14 protein-coding genes are annotated in these 17,068 nt (G+C 40.8%); 3 read left to right on the forward strand and 11 right to left on the reverse strand.

The features are described 5' to 3' along the window. Window positions 1–150: 150 nt before the first annotated feature. The 4 genes from ACEN82_RS12545 to ACEN82_RS12560 all read right to left on the reverse strand — a co-directional run bounded on the left by ACEN82_RS12545 (window position 151) and on the right by ACEN82_RS12560 (window position 5,232). Window positions 151–2,250 carry a hypothetical protein gene (locus ACEN82_RS12545; protein ID WP_188831895.1) on the reverse strand — a complete coding sequence of 700 codons (2,100 nt, stop codon included), beginning with the start codon at window positions 2,248–2,250 and terminating at the stop codon, window positions 151–153. 47 nt (window positions 2,251–2,297) lie between these two features. Continuing rightward, a complete protein-coding gene (locus tag ACEN82_RS12550; RefSeq protein ID WP_413317201.1) occupies window positions 2,298–3,398 on the reverse strand; it encodes a S8 family peptidase in 1,101 nt (366 codons plus the stop codon). Further along, entirely contained in the window at window positions 3,398–4,453 is a 1,056-nt protein-coding gene (locus ACEN82_RS12555) for a hypothetical protein (protein ID WP_176624600.1), read from the reverse strand. Before ACEN82_RS12555 ends, ACEN82_RS12550 begins: the two co-directional genes overlap by 1 nt. 407 nt (window positions 4,454–4,860) lie before the next feature. Then, window positions 4,861–5,232: a DoxX-related protein gene (locus ACEN82_RS12560; protein WP_188831893.1), complete on the reverse strand. Its 372-nt coding sequence runs from the start codon at window positions 5,230–5,232 to the stop codon at window positions 4,861–4,863. A gap of 156 nt (window positions 5,233–5,388) precedes the next feature. Between ACEN82_RS12560 and ACEN82_RS12565 the strand changes: the two genes are divergently transcribed. Then, window positions 5,389–6,669 (forward strand): hypothetical protein, encoded by a 1,281-nt coding sequence (locus ACEN82_RS12565; RefSeq protein WP_188831892.1) that lies wholly within the window; start codon window positions 5,389–5,391, stop codon window positions 6,667–6,669. Here ACEN82_RS12565 and ACEN82_RS12570 read toward each other — a convergent pair. The 3 genes from ACEN82_RS12570 to ACEN82_RS12580 all read right to left on the reverse strand — a co-directional run bounded on the left by ACEN82_RS12570 (window position 6,651) and on the right by ACEN82_RS12580 (window position 8,139). Continuing rightward, window positions 6,651–6,974 carry an HTH domain-containing protein gene (locus ACEN82_RS12570; protein WP_188831891.1) on the reverse strand — a complete coding sequence of 108 codons (324 nt, stop codon included), beginning with the start codon at window positions 6,972–6,974 and terminating at the stop codon, window positions 6,651–6,653. The two genes, ACEN82_RS12565 and ACEN82_RS12570, sit on opposite strands and share 19 nt — an antisense overlap. Window positions 6,975–7,078: 104 nt before the next feature. Continuing rightward, the gene (locus tag ACEN82_RS12575; protein WP_188831890.1) at window positions 7,079–7,654 is read right to left on the reverse strand and encodes a dihydrofolate reductase family protein; all 576 of its coding nucleotides are present in this window, start codon (window positions 7,652–7,654) and stop codon (window positions 7,079–7,081) included. Window positions 7,655–7,716: 62 nt separating this feature from the next. Further along, entirely contained in the window at window positions 7,717–8,139 is a 423-nt protein-coding gene (locus tag ACEN82_RS12580; RefSeq protein ID WP_090525498.1) for a DoxX family protein, read from the reverse strand. A gap of 158 nt (window positions 8,140–8,297) precedes the next feature. Here ACEN82_RS12580 and ACEN82_RS12585 point away from each other — a divergent pair, with 158 nt between their 5' ends. Both ACEN82_RS12585 and ACEN82_RS12590 read left to right on the forward strand, forming a co-directional pair. Next, window positions 8,298–9,278: a GlxA family transcriptional regulator gene (locus tag ACEN82_RS12585; RefSeq protein WP_090525495.1), complete on the forward strand. Its 981-nt coding sequence runs from the start codon at window positions 8,298–8,300 to the stop codon at window positions 9,276–9,278. 230 nt (window positions 9,279–9,508) lie between these two features. Continuing rightward, window positions 9,509–10,903, forward strand: a complete 1,395-nt coding sequence (locus ACEN82_RS12590) for an arginine decarboxylase (RefSeq protein ID WP_090525492.1) — start codon at window positions 9,509–9,511, stop codon at window positions 10,901–10,903. 57 nt (window positions 10,904–10,960) lie between these two features. Here ACEN82_RS12590 and ACEN82_RS12595 read toward each other — a convergent pair whose 3' ends face one another. From ACEN82_RS12595 to ACEN82_RS12610, 4 genes are all read right to left on the reverse strand, one after another. Continuing rightward, the gene (locus ACEN82_RS12595) at window positions 10,961–11,194 is read right to left on the reverse strand and encodes a hypothetical protein (protein WP_090525490.1); all 234 of its coding nucleotides are present in this window, start codon (window positions 11,192–11,194) and stop codon (window positions 10,961–10,963) included. Between the two features lie 18 nt (window positions 11,195–11,212). Then, window positions 11,213–11,614, reverse strand: coding sequence for a hypothetical protein (locus tag ACEN82_RS12600; protein WP_090525488.1), 402 nt, complete (start codon window positions 11,612–11,614; stop codon window positions 11,213–11,215). 261 nt (window positions 11,615–11,875) lie between these two features. Further along, a complete protein-coding gene (locus tag ACEN82_RS12605) occupies window positions 11,876–12,892 on the reverse strand; it encodes a PorP/SprF family type IX secretion system membrane protein (protein WP_090525486.1) in 1,017 nt (338 codons plus the stop codon). Window position 12,893: 1 nt separating this feature from the next. Next, window positions 12,894–16,427, reverse strand: a complete 3,534-nt coding sequence (locus ACEN82_RS12610) for a PKD domain-containing protein (protein WP_413317206.1) — start codon at window positions 16,425–16,427, stop codon at window positions 12,894–12,896. Between the last annotated feature and the right edge of the window lie 641 nt (window positions 16,428–17,068).

Consider the following 17,068-nt stretch of genomic DNA (forward strand, 5'->3'; position numbering starts at 1 on the left):
TAAATATAATGCACGGCAAGAGCGGCAGCCGCCGAACCGTTATCTGAACAGGATACTCCAGTAAAAGTTTTATCAATTTCAAGCTATAAATGGCGCTGCCATCCTTCGCCCTCGATTTATCGTTGGCCGACGAACCGTTGATCAAATCTGTTAACGTCCTTTAGTAAACAAATTGAGTATCGGTATATCAACTAAAACCCCCACCGACCAACGTGTATATAACTTATTATCGCCGTAAGTGTTAGTTATCACATCTTTATTGGCTCCTGTTAAACTAACGCTACGCAAATTTGGCGCAACCTGGAAACCACCCGAAATTGAGATTGGCGTGGATGGTATGCCTACAGATAAAAACAAACCTGGGCTTATGATATTCTTCAGCTCAATTTTAGGCACCTGCGCTACAGTGGCGCTGGTATCTTTTGCTACCGGGGTACTTCCGGATGTAAAACGGTATGAAGCAAGTGCGCCGATATCAATTAAAGAAACAAAAACAGAAGTCGACCATTTTTTATCGCCAGTAGGAACAAATAATAAACGGTGCCCCCAGCTAAATGAAATTCCTACCGGTGCTGAGAGCCCGTATGTGCCTTTATACTTTTCATCAATGCCGTGCACTTTTTCTTTACCTACATAAGGGCCAACATAGGCGTTTAGAGCGACATTAAAAATAGCCTCGCGTTTAACGGTTGAGCTGCCTACCGGTAAAGCAATTGCTTCAATAGCATTTTTTACTTCGTCGCTGTTTTTCGCTTTTGATACCTCAGCGGCAAAATTGGCATATTTAATAAACATTTTATTTATTGCCGGCCACTCGGTGAACGCTGCAATTTTCGCTTCAAGTTCATTTATTTCTTTCTTTATGGCAGTCTTGACGACTGCATCCTGCAGTTTATCATATTCTGCTTTTTTGTCTGCAAGATTTCTAACTAAATCCTGTTTTATTGGGTTAGTAACGACTTTATTAATAAACAGGTTATCGTAAACGCCACTAAGCTCAACTATGGCCGATGGGTACTGTTTTTCGTAAACATCAATGTAAACGTTGCCAAGACTCCTGGCTGATGACAGGTACTGATCAATCTTTGTGTCTTTCCGGTCAATCATTGGTATAGTAATATTGGCCGGGTCGACATTTAAAAGCAATGGTGATTTCAATAATTGCTCAAAAAGATTAAGTGATGAATTATAAAGCGCGTAATAATCCTGGTAATTAAAAGTATTTTCACCTTTTTGCTGAAGTTGCTTTAAATTAATGAAATACCTGTTTGCTATTGTTGCTTTTTGGATAAATTCAATGTTATAACTCTGATAAATTTCCTCAAACTTTAAAAAGTCACCACTACGATCTTTCAGAAACTGCTTCATTGACCCCTCTTTAAAATTAATGTCTTTTTTTTCCAATTGCTGATAAAGCAAACCAAGGTAGATTTGGAAAGTTACAGGGTTACTAAACAGCATCTTCGCCGAATCGGCATCGACCCAGTATTTATCTCTCTGATTTGACCGTAATGATTGTGAAAAAAGATCAAAAGCTTGCAATGCCGGATATACATTTTCATTTACAAGCTTTAAGGTGCCATTGCCTGCTTTATTAACCAGGTAGTTATGAAAAATATCCCCCGGATGCGAACCCTCATGAAACTCGTTGGCTATATACAAGGCATCGATGAAGATTATCCTGACGTGGGGCATGGCAGCAAACAATTGATCCATGCACGGGTCGTCAATCAAATTGGAAACATTGGGAAGTAATAGTGCCAGGTCTTTCTGAAATGACTCCCGCAGCAAATCTGTATAGGCGGCGTAATTATAGATCTCAACATCTATAGCTGTAAGTGATTTGTAAGTAACCGGGAATAATAACTGCAACTGCCTGGTACTATCCAGCTCCTTTTTAAACCGTGAAAAAAAGGCAGTGGAAAGTTCCTGCTTTGTTCGTTCCACTAAAAACTTTGCAAGACCGTCGGCAAGATTGGTAACATCAAGTGAGCCTATGGATTGTAGTAATCCGGATGGGCTGGGTATTGTCCCTCCGCTTGCACCGCCAGCTTCATAAATCCCGTTCAAATTAAAAAAAGGGTTTTTCTTGATAACAGTATCTACATTAGTGGTGTTCTTGAGATTAAAATAATAAGCAAACAGCGGCTTATTTTGCGGGCTGATCCTTATTTTCCCGTCTTTGTCGTAAAGGCTTTTCAAATATAACACATCATAAAAAACGCGCCTTTCGGGTTGTTGTGCAAACATTTTGCAAGACAGAAGCAAGAACAAAAAAAGGGGGGCGTATTTATATTTCATACAACATCATTAAAAAAATTCAATAAAAGTTCGGGTTTTAGCAGTGGAAGATCGAAGGATGCTGGCGGGTTTCCATCTTCGGTTATAATGAAGGTTGTTTTCTGCGTCATAGCCGCCAATTTTTCAATGATCGTAGCAAATGAATAACTAAAATTCATTTTTTGAATCATCAGCGCAATTATGCCCGATGTAATAGCCGTCGCAAAACTACTCCCGCTATCAGCTATCAATTCGTTATTCTGATCATATGATTTTATTTGCGAGCCATTGATCACCAGCGACAGGAACTCATTTATACAAGGATAGCCATTCTCCTTATCCGGAACCATGCCGACCCCGATTGTATTTTTCAAACAGGCCGGATAATATTTACTTGTATCTCCAAATACTATCGAATTTCCGATAGAACAAACAATTATTTTATTGTTAGCTACGGCATTGTTTATAGCCTCCTGAATTAAACTTAGAGTAGCCGCATTACTTATACCTGACGACCAACTTATTGACACTATATGAATATCAGTTTTTTTTGCACACCAATTAATCGCGTCAGCATATCTTTGGGCATCTCTCTCCGTGTTTTCAAATATTCTTTTTTCGGATATTTTACAGGCGAATAAATTACATCCCGGAGCCACACCGACATAGTTGCCGCTGGTATTCCGTAGCCCAACAAGGGAAGCACAAAATGTACCATGACCGGCGTTGTCTTTTATCTCAACATTATCGCCATAAACATAATACTTACTCTGATTATAAAACAGGTCTGTTATGCCTGGCGCAATACCGGTGTCAACCACAGCAACACCAACGCCTGTACCTGCATACCGGCCCCAAATCTCCGGCAGGTTCAAGTCAATCATCCATTGCTGATAATTGCTCCCGACGCCATCTATTTGTTCGGCCCCGCCGCTCCAATAATGACTATTAGCATCGTCACCCACTTTATACCAGGTATTGTTTCCATCAAGTTCCTCTCCCTGCACAGTACCCGTTACTTCTATCTCGTCACCCGGCTCTCTTACAGCACCGGTTTGATAGGTTGTATGAGCGCCTCCTACCCTGGTATTGAGCAGCTTGGTTACTTTAATACGCATTAGCCTACTGGTTTTACGGTTACGGTGGTATTCTTAGTTGGTGTGGTTGCTTCTTCTTCAGGCTTTTTGCCTGCCGCACGTAAACTTACAATTTTATTGATCAAATCGAACCAAAAGGGAGCGCCTAACATTAAAGCGATAGCTGTTAATAATAAACCCGTTATCTTGATTAAAAGGGACAAAAGGCTTTGGCAGAATGTTTTACCCTTCAAATCTGGAGTATTTTGTGCCGTCCAACCTACAGGAATACCAGAGCTTACCAGAAACGTACTAACTGTGCTGATTTGCTGGGCGACTTTTTTTCCGTTAGGTGCGTTTTTACTTGTATCGGCAGGTATGTTTTTAATAACCGTTACTTTGCTGGCTTCAAACTTTATCGTATCAGTTTTAGGATTATATCCTTTTTCGTTTACTTGTTTAACTACGGTTTGTAAATTATCGGCTGTATGTTTCAGTGCTTCCTGGTTACCCCAAAGCTTGTTCACAATATTTATGGTATCAACATTCAAGGAGGCACAGATTACCACCGAAATAATAAATACAATAAGCTGAGACGATCGTTTATAAACTCCCGAGGCCCTGTCCATGGCCGAATTATAAAATGTTTCGATCTGTTTTTGAAAACTCTGAAGATCGCCCTGGGCGCGTTCATAAAAATTAAGAAGAAGTTTCCTGATACCGGCAGAGATACCAACCTGTGCCGCTATTCCATCATCTGTTAAAACGTCCCTGATCTTATTCATATCAAGGATAATATTTTTATCGTCTTTAAACTGATCCATTAAAGCCGCGGCAAAATTGCCCGCTGGGATATATGATGGCAAACTGTTTAAATCCTTTTTTAAAGATGTAATGTTCGGATTGTTATAAAGCTTTTCAGCTATTTTTTTCCAGTCCTGGTCAAAAAGTAAACAGTCAATAGCATTTTTCAGATACTCTCCCCGCTTATTAAGCAGAGCGGATAGATACTCATGAATTGTGCTAACAGTTAGACTGAGCGAAAAATAGGTGAACGACAGCGTGAGCGCAAGATCGATAATTGGGGAATTAAACATAAGGTTGCGGGTTTAACAGACATAAAAATGTTTCCCAATTTACAAAGCAATCGGCCAAATATCAATCCGTTAAAATACGGTATTTTCATACGTAATTTTGCGCAAAAACCAGAGGTTCCCTCGTTTTAAACTTGTACCAGACAGGTGGTGTGAGGCTGGATAATTTATGCTTTTAATGACCGTTAGCCGGCTTGCTTGTGCAAGCCGGCTAACAGGTGGATATATATAATTGTTGGTAAGTGTTTGCACAATTCGGCTTCCCTATTTATCCAGTTCAGTTATGATCTTTTTAGGATTATCTACTTTATTCAAACAGCAACTGTATCGGCCGTTTTTTTTGTTCATGAGATAAGCTGATTTCGTTCACACAACAAACGCATTCAGGTTACATACGATAGGATATAATTTTACCCCTGCCGATCATAGATAGCCGCAAGTATAAAGGCACATGATGCGAGCCCTGTATCTTTCAGGGCATTGGTTATTTTACCTGCATCGAAATGACTGTCGATCAGCAGCGGGATATGGATCGTTAAAATAAACACCCATATCATACATCCTAATAAAAAACATCCCCATTGAGCATACAGATTAACATAGATACTAATTGCAGCGGCTATAAGTGCAACCGCCGTAAGATATACCCAAAATAGATGGAATGGGATCCAGCCGGGTACAAGCGTTGCCACAAAATCGGCATACATAAAATGCTGGATACCGAATATGAACGTTACTGTGGCATAAATGTATGCACTGATCCTGCTTAGTATTTGTTTCATTGTTGGTTAGGTTATGGTATATTAGGCTTAATTTTCGAATTGCTGATAAAATTAGTTCGCCCGCCAGGCTATTGCAATTCACAGCCTGTACAAGTTGGTACAAGCCTGTACAAATAATATTTGAACTGATTTACCGGCTATTTTTGACCAATGGATATGCCTGCACAAGCGTTGCTTATTACCGAACTGATAAAACAATACGAGGCCTTCACCGGCTGGGGCGACAGTAGTAACTGGAAGAACCAGGATTTTATAAACCTTAGCGAAAAGATAAGGGAGAAGACCGGCGCTTCTATTAGCCACGTTACGCTGAAGCGCATCTGGGGCAAAGTTAAATATGACAGCCTGCCCAATACCTATACCATGGATACGCTGGCTCAGTTTTTAGGTTATGAAAACTTCAGGGTATTCAGTATGCGGTTTGTTCCTGCTGATATATCGGTCAATCTCCCTCAACCGAAACCCCGGCCTGTAAAAAAACAGTTCAGATCAATGCGCTATGCTTTGGGCGCTTTAACGCTGATGGGTATTTTATTGGTTTTGATAATAGCTTCACGTACCGAACATTCGAAAACAACACCGGCTATCAACCCTAAGGATTATACTTTCAGCAGTAAAAAGGTGATCACATCAGGATTACCTAATTCAGTTGTGTTTGATTTTGATGCAAGTAAATCTCCATATGATTCGGTAGCTATTCAGCAATCATGGGACAGGCATTTACGGGTTAACGTTTCCAAAAACGACCGCCAGCATACGTCCATTTATTATTTCCCCGATTTCTATTACGCCAAGCTTATTGTCGGTGGAAAAATTGTAAAACAGCATGAATTGTTTATTGAATCGAACGGATGGCTACCCGTAGTTGAAAAGCAGCCTGTTCCCGTTTATTATGAAAAAATGGATGCCTTAGGCGATGGTAAGCTTTCCCTATCGCCCGAAAAGATCAAAGAGCGAAATATTGCCCTGCAGCCTGCCCCTCCTTTTGTGGTTTATACCAATGTAAGCGATTACGGCGAGATTTACAGCGATGATTTCACATTTGAAACATCCGTAAAAAACAACTATAACGAGGGCGCGGCTGCTTGCCGTCTAAGTACTGTTTATATACTGTGTAAAGGCACTGCTATCTGGATTCCACTAAGTACTAAAGGCTGTGTATCTGATCTCGACATGTATTTTGCAGGTTATGAGGCATCCGGTAAAAAACATGATCTATCAGCCTTTGGGGTAGATTTTGAAAAATATGTATCGCTTAAAATTGAATCACACAATGGAAAGGCACTGATTTTCATTGATAACAAACCTATTTACACAGTGAATAAAGGAATCAGTCGGGCTAAAATAATCGGGATTGTTTTCCGGTTCCAGGGTACAGGATCGGTAGATTATGTGCGGTTAAAAAATGGAAAGGTAAACTACGACGATGAGTTTTGAGGATCATTATTTACCACACGCGGGATAATTGATAACATTTCATTTTTTATGGCCGCCGGAATAACCAGCATAGGCTGAGAAATGATGTCATTTTTTCTATCGGGTGAAGGGCAGCTTGCGACTAAAACCAAACACCCCTTTTCAGCTTCAAAGGTCACTGTTATTTTTAATTGCTTCAGGCACTCAAGGTCCTGATAGGCTGTACGGGTACTGATATGAAAATGTGATTTCAGCAGGTCGATAGAAACCATATCCCTGGTTTGCAGCAGCACCAATACTCTGAGCAACCTGTCGGCTCTGTTCATAACGGATCACATTTTTATATACAAAGGTGCAACGCGCTATTGACAACAGTGTGTCAGCAGTAAAGATGCGTTTTAACCCGGTTGGTTTGATTCTGTTACCTAAGTTAATTATGTGATTGATAAACCATCAAAATAACACCCGATGAAAAAACTTTCTTTAAAACCAGTTTTAAAGGTAAGGTATTTTTTACCCCCTTGAAAAGTGCTTTACCATTGCCTAAAATTACCGGGTGGATCCAAAACTGGTACTCATCAACCAAATTCGCGGTCACCAGTTTTTTAACCACACTGATGCTTCCGTAAGTAAGGATGTCACGGCCATGCTGCTTTTTTAAATGCTCAACAGCTTTCTTCAGATTTCCTTTGAGCAGTAATGAATTGTTCCACCACACGGAGGTCATTGTTGAGGACATAACCACTTTTAGGTAGTTGTTCATCATATCTGCATAAGCAATATCCGTACGCGGAAAGTTCATGCACTTGGCCTGAAAAGGCCAATAGGCAGCCATAGCCTGATAGGTGTTTTTACCCAATAAAATAGTATCGGCCCGGCTAAGCAATTCTGTTGTTGTCTCGGCTATTTCATCCGTCCAGTATTGATAGTGCCAATCAAGGCCCTCATCCTCCGCCGCTACAAAACCATCCAGCGTAATGTTTAAGGATACAATTAGTTTGCGCATGGTGATAAACAAGCAAACCGGGTTTATTGATAAACCCGGAATTTATAATTAAACTAAAAACATTAAGCCAGTTCGGTATTTCCGGCAAGTTTGGTATTGGTTAAGCCCAGCTCTTTTACCTGCTCATACCTTTTCCATAAATAGTAGGTAAGGAACATAACAAGCAGCATAACTACCGGCGGAATGAGCATAGCTGCCCCGGCTCCAACAGCAAGCCATGATAAAAATGCACCGATAAAGCTGATGGTGAAGCCTGAATAAGCCCATTCTTTAATAACCTGATACCTGGTTTGAGCTATGGCCAGTACACCTGCTATTTTTGCCGCCCCCATAATAACCATGAGGTAAAAAGGGTAACCAAGTTTAGCTAATGAATCTTTGCCTGCCTGCTGCATTGTGATCCCTCCGTATGCATCGCCAAGCATAGCTAATAAAAAAAGGACGGTAAAGATCCAATAAAGGGTTTTAATTGTTTTTGGTTTCATGATGATATTTGTTTTGTGTGATTTACATATTTGTTAACGATACAAAGTTATCTCGGGCGATAAAGTTGTGTAGCACGTAAAAAGGACTTGTTAAGGGGTTGTTTGCGACTTTAGTGTTCGCTATCTTTATCCCAGATAACCAGTTATACAATAATAAAATGAAACATGTTGCCATCCTGATACCCAACGAAGCAGTTTTAGCCAGCATCGTTGACGCCCGAACCATTTTTACAGGCGCCAACGATTTTTTACAATCCATGGGGAGGCAACCTGTTTTTGACGTACAGATGGTTGGGCTTTCTAAAGAAGTTAAGGTGCATGGCGGCATGTTTTCGGTTCATACGGATATTTTGTTAAGCGATCTGCAAAAAAGCGATATGGTGATCATCCCTGCCATAAGCGGCGATCTTCAAAATGCGGTAAACGTAAACCGGGATTTTGTACCGTGGATCATCAACCAATATAACAACGGCGCCGAAATAGCAAGTCTTTGTATCGGCTCATTCATATTGGCCTCTACAGGGTTATTGAACGGTAAAGAGTGTTCCAGCCATTGGATTACAGCTGATGCCTTCAGAAATATGTTCCCGGAAGTGAAGCTGGTTGACGGGCGTATTGTTACCGAACAGCAGGGTTTATATTCAAGCGGCGGCGCTACCTCTTACTGGAGTTTATTACTGTTATTGATTGAAAAATATGCTGGTCGGGATATAGCCATCATGGCCGCCAAGATCTATGCTTTAGAGATCGACCGGAAAAGTCAGTCCCCATTTGCTATGTTCACCGGGCAAAAAAAACATGAAGACAATCCTATAAAGCAAGCCCAGGAATACATAGAGAATAACGTTACCGAAAAAATCTCAGTTGAAGACCTGTCATCAATGTATGCTATTGGCCGCAGGCATTTTGAACGCCGGTTTAAAAAAGCCACCAACAATACCCCGGTCGAATATATACAGCGCGTAAAAATTGAAGCAGCCAAAAAACAATTGGAAAGTACCCCCAAAAACATCAATGAGGTAATGTATGATGTTGGGTATACCGATGCCAAAGCATTTCGTACAGTTTTTAAAAAGATCACCGGGCTCTCGCCAATTGATTACCGTAATAAATATAACAAAGAAGCGGCTGTAGCATAGGTATGTCCATCAGAATTTTGAATTTCTGCTAACCCTCGGTCACCTATACTCCAGGTTTGTTATTATCGAAAATATCTATTGATTATCAACCGGAACCTGCTGTATTGCAGTAAGTACTGGCCAATCCGGCTTCTACCTCAAAAACATTACATTCTGTCAATAAAATTAATCCTAACAAATAGCCAAATATTCCGTTTAAAAATTACATTTTTGCCCCAAAATTTTTAAGGATGCAGAGTTATCAGGAATTTCTTGACTTAAGTGTAGGCTTTCCACAGGATGGTTTTGAGATCATCGACGATGAACTATACTTTCAGGACCTAAATTTGATGGAGATGATTGAAACGTACGGTACTCCCTTACGCTTTACTTATCTGCCTATGATATCCAAAAAGATCCAGCAAGCTAAACTGCTGTTTCAACAGGCCATCATCAAAAACAACTATCGCGGCAGTTATAAATACTGCTATTGTACCAAGAGCTCGCATTTCAAGCACATTGTTGAAGAAGCCCTGAAAAACGAGATCCACCTGGAAACATCATCGGCCTTTGATATGCCGATGATTGATGCACTGGAGAAAAAAGGTACTGTAACAAAGGATATAACCGTAATATGCAACGGCTTTAAAACCTTCCAGTACAAAACATATATTATTGATATGCTGCATGATGGCTTTAAAAACATCATTCCGGTATTGGATAATAAAGAAGAATTTAACCTTTACGACGACGAAATTGAGATGGACACCCCTTGCAATCTGGGCATCCGGATCGCAGCTGAAGAACAGCCTGATTCTCAGTTTTATACTTCACGTTTGGGTGTGCGTATGGAAGATGTTATTGATTTTTATCATAACAAAATTGAGGATAACCCTAACTTCCAGGTTAAGCTATTACATTTCTTCATTAACTCGGGTATTTCCGATACACCATACTACTGGAACGAGCTTGAAAAATATGTAACTCTTTACTGCAAATTCAAAAAAGTAAACCCGCATCTGGATACGCTTGATATTGGTGGTGGTATGCCATTTAAAGATTCACTGGTTTTCGATTTTGATTATGAATACATGATCAACGAAATAGTAAGCCGGATCAAAGAGATATGTGCTGAGCATGACACCATGGAACCGGATATCATTACAGAATTCGGCAAGTATACTGTAGCCGAAGCTTCTGGTATCCTGTACAAGGTATTAGGCCGTAAACAACAAAATGACCGCGAACGCTGGCTGATGCTTGATGGCTCGTTCATTACCAATCTGCCTGACGTCTGGGCGCTGAACCAAAAGTACATCCTGTTGCCGGTTAACAATTGGGATTCGGAATACGAACGTGTAAACCTTGGGGGTATCACCTGCGACGGGCAGGATTATTACAACCAGGAAGCGCATATGAACAGCGTATTTATGCCTAAAACCCGTAAGGTGCAATATTTAGGCTTCTTTAATACCGGCGCCTACCAGGAAGTATTAAGTGGCTACGGCGGTATCCACCACTGCCTACTGCCATCACCCAAGCATGTGATCATTCGCCGTAACAGGGACGAAACGTTTAACTTTGAGGTGTTTGGAGAAGAGCAAAACAGCAAGCAAGTATTGAAAATTCTGGGTTATACCACGTAATTGTAAATCTAATCATAACAGCATAAAAAAGGTGGCCATTTCGGTCACCTTTTTTGCTTAACGGCCTATGGTGCCATCTCCGACACCTGCTCCTTCAACATTTGGATCCGGAAGATCAGCCAGGCTCCCATCCTCATGTAAAACTTTAAAGTGTTTTCTTTGAGGACCTTTTGTTTCAAGACAGGGGTTGTTTCGGGCAGCATAGTTATAGCTGTCTTTAATGTTACTTTCCCTGGTCTCCTTAATATTACCCTGCCGGGAAGCAGGATAGTCATTTTTATAATCATTCATGATTATACCCTCCTTTTACTAAATTCCTTCAGTTCCTGGTTCATGACCAACCATCCTGCCGGTGGTGCGTCCTTGCGGGCGGCTCTCAAAATCAGTTTTAGCGGGGCCTACCGATGGAAATTCCTTTTTATTCGGCGGTGTTACATCTGTTTGTTCGCTAAATGAGGTGTCGGCGCTTCTGTTGGGCTGGTCAATCTCCGATTGACTATGGGTACCCACCTGTTCGTCTTCGGGTTTTTCTACTTCAGGCTGTTCATCATAGTCTACTATATCGTCTACCTCATCCAGATCATCATCATCGTTTTCAAGATCACGGTTTGGATAGGCTTCATCACCATTCACAGAAAATGAGTTGGTGTTGTTTTCAAAATCATTACGATCATTATCCTGGTTTCCCCAGTTTTCATTATTGGTATTCATAGGTTTTAATTTTAGTTGTTATTTAATAAACCTACGAAACAATTGTATTGTTTTATTTTTTATCCTTTTAAGAAATTAAATATCGTAAATTAAAACTATTATAGTTGTAATTATTAGGAAGCTTCAAAATAGTTTATAAATGTTATGCAGCATGGCATAATTGCGCCTTCGCGAGCCGAACCGGATTATAGAGCTTGATTCGGACTAATCTCGAACGATACGGCAGTTTATCCGCCAGTATATTAAAAACGCTTTTTAAAATTAAAAAGTATGCTGAGGGCAAGTTACTTTATATCTATTATTAAGCAGGATGCCTAACACAATTTCATGCGAACCATGACTCACCGTATTTAGGGCAGATGTTGTAAAATCATATGAGTAGCCAACATTAATAAGCGAACTCAGGTTAAATCCAACCAATGCGGCATATGAATCATTGCGGCGGTATGAACCACCAATCCAGAACCTGTCTTTAAATGACATTTTCATGTTCACATCAAAAGTTACCGGAACCGGTGCTATAAATTTCAACAAGGCTGAAGGCATAAGCGTAATATCATCAGATACAAAAAGCTTAACGCCGCCGGTCACAAAATAATGGGGTACCGTTTTGTTTTGTACAGCAGTTGTTGACGTAGTTACATATAAATTTTGCGGAAGGATTTGCTGTACAGACGCGCCAAAAAAATAATTGGAAGAATAAGCCCATACGCCTACTCCCAAATCAGGTTTCCACTGCGCCCCCGCGATGCTATTAATGGTTGGGTCATTTTGATCAACATAGGTAAGTTTACTTTTATCTATAATATTATGACTTACCCCGGCAGACACCCCTACCGCTAAATTCAATGTTTCGGTAAGGCCGAGGTGATAAGCGTAAGTAGCGTCAATATTGGTTTGTGTTATCGGGCCTGTTTTATCAGACACCACCATTAAGCCCACGCCATGATGCGGCTCCGCAGCCATGTAATTTTGTGTATATGACCTGCTTGATGGGTTTAAACCTCCACCCGCAGGAAATGCAGTAGCATCGCCCTGTAAAAACCGGTTACCTATAGGCGCGTTTACTGAAAAATAGGATGTTACCGGCGCGCCTTCAAGCCCTGTCCATTGGCTGCGATAACCCAGTTTTACATCGGTATAGTTTTCAATACCGCTTAACGCAGGGTTCAAAAGGTAATTATTGAATACGTATTGAGTGTACTGCGGCCGTTGCTGTGCTTTTGCTAATTGAATTGTTACGGCAATAATAAGTAGAGTATATAAAATTCGCTTCATTTTATCTGATAATGGTCACATTACCTGCAATAACCTCCCGGCCATTTTTCGGATCAATAATATAATAATAAGTCCCGGGAGGCAAATATGAGCCTTTGTATTTCCCATCCCAGGGTACACTATAACCAATTGACGAATATACCTTTTCTCCGAATCGGTTGTATACGTCAACCTTATTATTTGGATAACTTTCTAAATATTTAACATTCCAAACGTCATTTACCCCATCTCCATTAGGCGTAAACACATTGGGAACGACTAAAAACTTTAAAACCTTTACCGATACGCTGGCCATAGCCTGGCATCCATGTGCCGATGTAACCACTACCTGATAGGTAATATCCTGCGACGGACTTGCAACAGGATTAGCCACATCATCATGATCAAGGCCTGTTGCTGGTGTCCATTTATAACTTAAGTTATTATCGTTTACTATGGGTTTTAAAACACGCTTTGTGCCTTCAAGCATAGTAAAATCCGGCCCCAACGTTACAACAGGCGATGCATCTACCTTAACCTGCTGCATAACTGTATCAGCGCACGCGTCCCGGGTGGTATAAATGTACATGATATCAAATTCGCCGACGCCCGAAACAGCAGGGTTAAACACACCATCTGTACTAATCCCTGTTCCTGAAAACACACCGGAGCCAACAGGTCCCTGAGGTTTTGGCAACAATTTTTTGGGCTCCGATTCGATACAAAAAACCGGCGCCTGATCAAAGATGACCACAGGCGATGCTTTTAAATTAACCGGGATTTCTGCGACATCAGAGCATGATGTACCCGAATATGCAATTACTCGCAAGGTAACCTGCCGCGATCCTGATGTGAACAAAGGATATTTATGCCTGAGTTGCCTTCCATATGCCGGATGGTCATAAACTACCGTAGTTGATGGGTCGTTGATGTCATAAGTAACCTCCAGCCGGGTAATCTCGCCGAAATTAACCGAGGATTGGTTTTCAAAAAATACTTCCTGAGCGCTGCACAACCCTGCCGGGTCCTTAATAATTACTTTAGCTTTTGGCTTACTACCGTTAATTGTTAATGACTTTGAAGCCGATGTAAAAGAGCATCCATTTTTTGAAGTAACCTTAAGTGTAACCTGATAGTTGCCGGCTAAAAACTTGTGCTTCGGGTTTTTCTCGTGGGAAATATTCGGGTTAGCTGGTGCTGCATTAGGGTCACCAAAATTCCATTCGTAGGTAAAGTCAGCTTCTGTGGCATCAGCAATTGTGCTTCGATCAGTAAACTGAACAAAGTCATCTTCACAGGCATCGGGCAATAAAAAATCCACTACCGGCACAGGATAAACTTTAACAGGCAGCGGGGCTATATTACTTGTACAACCATTATCATTTGTGACGGTTAGCTTAACTAAATAATCTCCCGGTTCACTAAATGTATGGTTAAATGGGTTCTTGCTTTTAAGAATTTCAACCGGTGTGCCATCACCAAAGTCCCATTGCCAGCTAATGATACTTCCTTCGGCAGATGTGGACTTATCCGTAAATGTAACATCCTGACCTGTACAGCTTGGCGACGAATAGTTAAAAGATGCAAGAGGTGGTTTTGATATATGGATCTTTATTGGATCAGATGCAGCGCCGCATCCATTTTCATTGGTAACAAAAAGTTTAACCAGGTAATAACCGGGTTGGGCATATTTGTGTACAGGGTTTTGTACAACATCAGTTAACCCATCGCCAAAGTCCCATCGCCATGTTTTAATTTGCCGTGTACCTGAGGTTGACTGGTCGGTGAATTGAACATCGCTGCCAAAACAGGTATTTGCAAAATTGAACTTTACAACCGGTGGCAATGATATATTAAAATCAAACTCTATATCTTCGTTCGATCCGCATTCATCTGCAATAGGGTTAAATACAGTCGCCACTACACTATAATCACCGTCGATATAGGTTTTATCTCCCGGACATTCATAAGTATAAAGCACCTTCGAATCCTTTATGACAGAACCGGTTGGTATTGGGTTGTCTACAACAACAGCAGCACTGCCATCCTTAAAATCCCAGCTTATTTTATTGGTTTGAAATGGCAGCGTAAGCTGCAGTTTATAACGAGTATCAGTACAGCCATTGGCCTGTACCGTCTTGTCCGCAGGATTTAATAATACAATAAACTCATTCAGGTTTTTAAGGTTGGTGCCCGCAGCATAACCATATGATTCCGTTTTGCCAAACCCATAAGCAATTGCGTTGAACCCGTCGGATGCTTTGATATTATGTACACCCGCGTTTGCGCTGATTTGTGCATACGAATAAATACTGTTCGGCACAGGAGAAAACTGGGTATAAGGTTCTCCATCGAGCGAAAACGTTGGCACCACAGCTGTTTTAATAATAACATTAATAAAATTATTCAGGATCCTATAGTTTCCGGTTGAGTTTAGCGTAACGTGATCGAGTGTTTGTTCAATCGGGGTCAGATAGATCATTTCAGGATCACCTGTATCACCTTGAATAAACTGGCAATTTAAACCTTCACCCTGGGTTACCGCATATTGCACTACCTGGATTGGTTTATCGGCAGCGATAACGTTAGTTGTGGTTGATGTAAACTCGTAATACAAACCATTGTTTAGCCCTCCCGTTGGCGCGGCACCGTTTACGGTAACCTTTGTATCGGGCGAACTAAGCACTATTCTTAAGATATCATAATAGCGCCCTTTTAAAGGTGCGGTTACATAGTTCTTACCCCAAACTGCTAAAGGATAAACTTGCTGAAAGAGGTTATCTGATGATCCCTTATCGCCCTGACACCCTATGCTTATTTTTGAGCTGCCCGAAAAAACAGCGATTTTTTTACAGGCCCCGGCTGCGCTCACAATTGAGCGAATGCGGCTGCCGGTAAGGTCAGTAGCTGATAATCCCTGGTATACTTCGCCTTTTTTTAAATTTACGGTAAATGGTTGGTTTGCAGGAATCCCGTTTAGCAATGGTTGCGAGGGTGTTATTTCCACCGTGGTATTATCTTCTGTAGCTATTACCGCTAAGGTTGAATATGAGGGTACGCCTTCAGTATTTTTCGTACCATTGTTTGAGTTTGATATTTGTTTATAGTTAATGGAGAGATAATCTTTACCGAGCGTATTGACGGGCAGCAGAAGCGTTGCGCCGGATACGTTCTCTGCAAAAATATGCGCGTAAACTGCAATAGGTTTTAACGACGTGATATGAATCCCCTTTAAAAACTGCCCCTGGTTTCCTACAAAGGCTTCGGGGGGAATAGCTACCGTTAATATATCCTTTGCCTTAACCTGGTAGGTACTTGAAAAGCTACCATCTGTAACTTCAACTGTTACGGTGGTATTTACGTCGGCAGTTATGTACAGGTCCATCTGACTACCCCTGCCCAACGCGGTAGGACTGCCCGCTGCACCATCAACGTGATCAATATATGCAGTATAAAACTCCGTACCCTGGTTTGAACCTTGCGCGTTAGTGCAAATAGCAATGCATATGAAAATAAAAGAGAGGCTTAACGACCGCAAAAAAATTATCTTGCTCAAAGGTGTACAGTTGGATTTGGTTTTGTAGCATTAAACTAACCCTTTAAAAATACAAAAACCTTTAATTTATACGGTATGATTATATAAAATAACCAGCCGTTTAATTGCCGGGGCAATTTCATAATTAGCTACGTTTAATTTATAACTAAGCTCAGTCGCTTTTCCGCAGATCATAAACTTCAAGAGCATTTTAAATGATGTATTTGAGATCGTGATGCTATCATGGTATAGTAATGGTTTTGTGGATCCCCGCGATAACAGTGTCAGAAAAAATATGGCTATTTAAAAACCCGGTCAGCGGGTTCAGGTGGTAATAAAAAAACACGTGCTAAAACAGGACACACGCAAATAACAGGGGTTAACACGACTTAACACATTTTAAAAACAACATATTCAACCACCTAATAATCAATTATTTATATTTTTACAGGGTTAACACTAAACTAATTTTTGAGTAATCATGCACATCCGAATGTTTTGCGCCTGTTATTAGTAAAAACATGCTGACAAGACCGGGTACATTTAAACCACATCAGGCCATAAAACAAGTATAATTTGATGTTAATTACTAACCCGATACCATTTCGTTAGTTATATGAATAACAAGGCCTTGTCATAAAAATATTAAAATGCATTGCCCG

The organism is Mucilaginibacter sp. Mucisp73 (genome assembly GCF_059491465.1).

Bases quoted from the DNA above. Each gene is read 5' to 3' on its own strand.
- ACEN82_RS12545 (WP_188831895.1), bottom strand. From the start codon at position 2,250: ATGTTTGCACAACAACCCGAAAGGCGCGTTTTTTATGATGTGTTATAT.
- ACEN82_RS12550 (WP_413317201.1), bottom strand. From the start codon at position 3,398: ATGCGTATTAAAGTAACCAAGCTGCTCAATACCAGGGTAGGAGGCGCT.
- ACEN82_RS12555 (WP_176624600.1), bottom strand. From the start codon at position 4,453: ATGTTTAATTCCCCAATTATCGATCTTGCGCTCACGCTGTCGTTCACC.
- ACEN82_RS12560 (WP_188831893.1), bottom strand. From the start codon at position 5,232: ATGAAACAAATACTAAGCAGGATCAGTGCATACATTTATGCCACAGTA.
- ACEN82_RS12565 (WP_188831892.1), top strand. From the start codon at position 5,389: ATGCCTGCACAAGCGTTGCTTATTACCGAACTGATAAAACAATACGAG.
- ACEN82_RS12570 (WP_188831891.1), bottom strand. From the start codon at position 6,974: ATGAACAGAGCCGACAGGTTGCTCAGAGTATTGGTGCTGCTGCAAACC.
- ACEN82_RS12575 (WP_188831890.1), bottom strand. From the start codon at position 7,654: ATGCGCAAACTAATTGTATCCTTAAACATTACGCTGGATGGTTTTGTA.
- ACEN82_RS12580 (WP_090525498.1), bottom strand. From the start codon at position 8,139: ATGAAACCAAAAACAATTAAAACCCTTTATTGGATCTTTACCGTCCTT.
- ACEN82_RS12585 (WP_090525495.1), top strand. From the start codon at position 8,298: ATGAAACATGTTGCCATCCTGATACCCAACGAAGCAGTTTTAGCCAGC.
- ACEN82_RS12590 (WP_090525492.1), top strand. From the start codon at position 9,509: ATGCAGAGTTATCAGGAATTTCTTGACTTAAGTGTAGGCTTTCCACAG.
- ACEN82_RS12595 (WP_090525490.1), bottom strand. From the start codon at position 11,194: ATGAATGATTATAAAAATGACTATCCTGCTTCCCGGCAGGGTAATATT.
- ACEN82_RS12600 (WP_090525488.1), bottom strand. From the start codon at position 11,614: ATGAATACCAATAATGAAAACTGGGGAAACCAGGATAATGATCGTAAT.
- ACEN82_RS12605 (WP_090525486.1), bottom strand. From the start codon at position 12,892: ATGAAGCGAATTTTATATACTCTACTTATTATTGCCGTAACAATTCAA.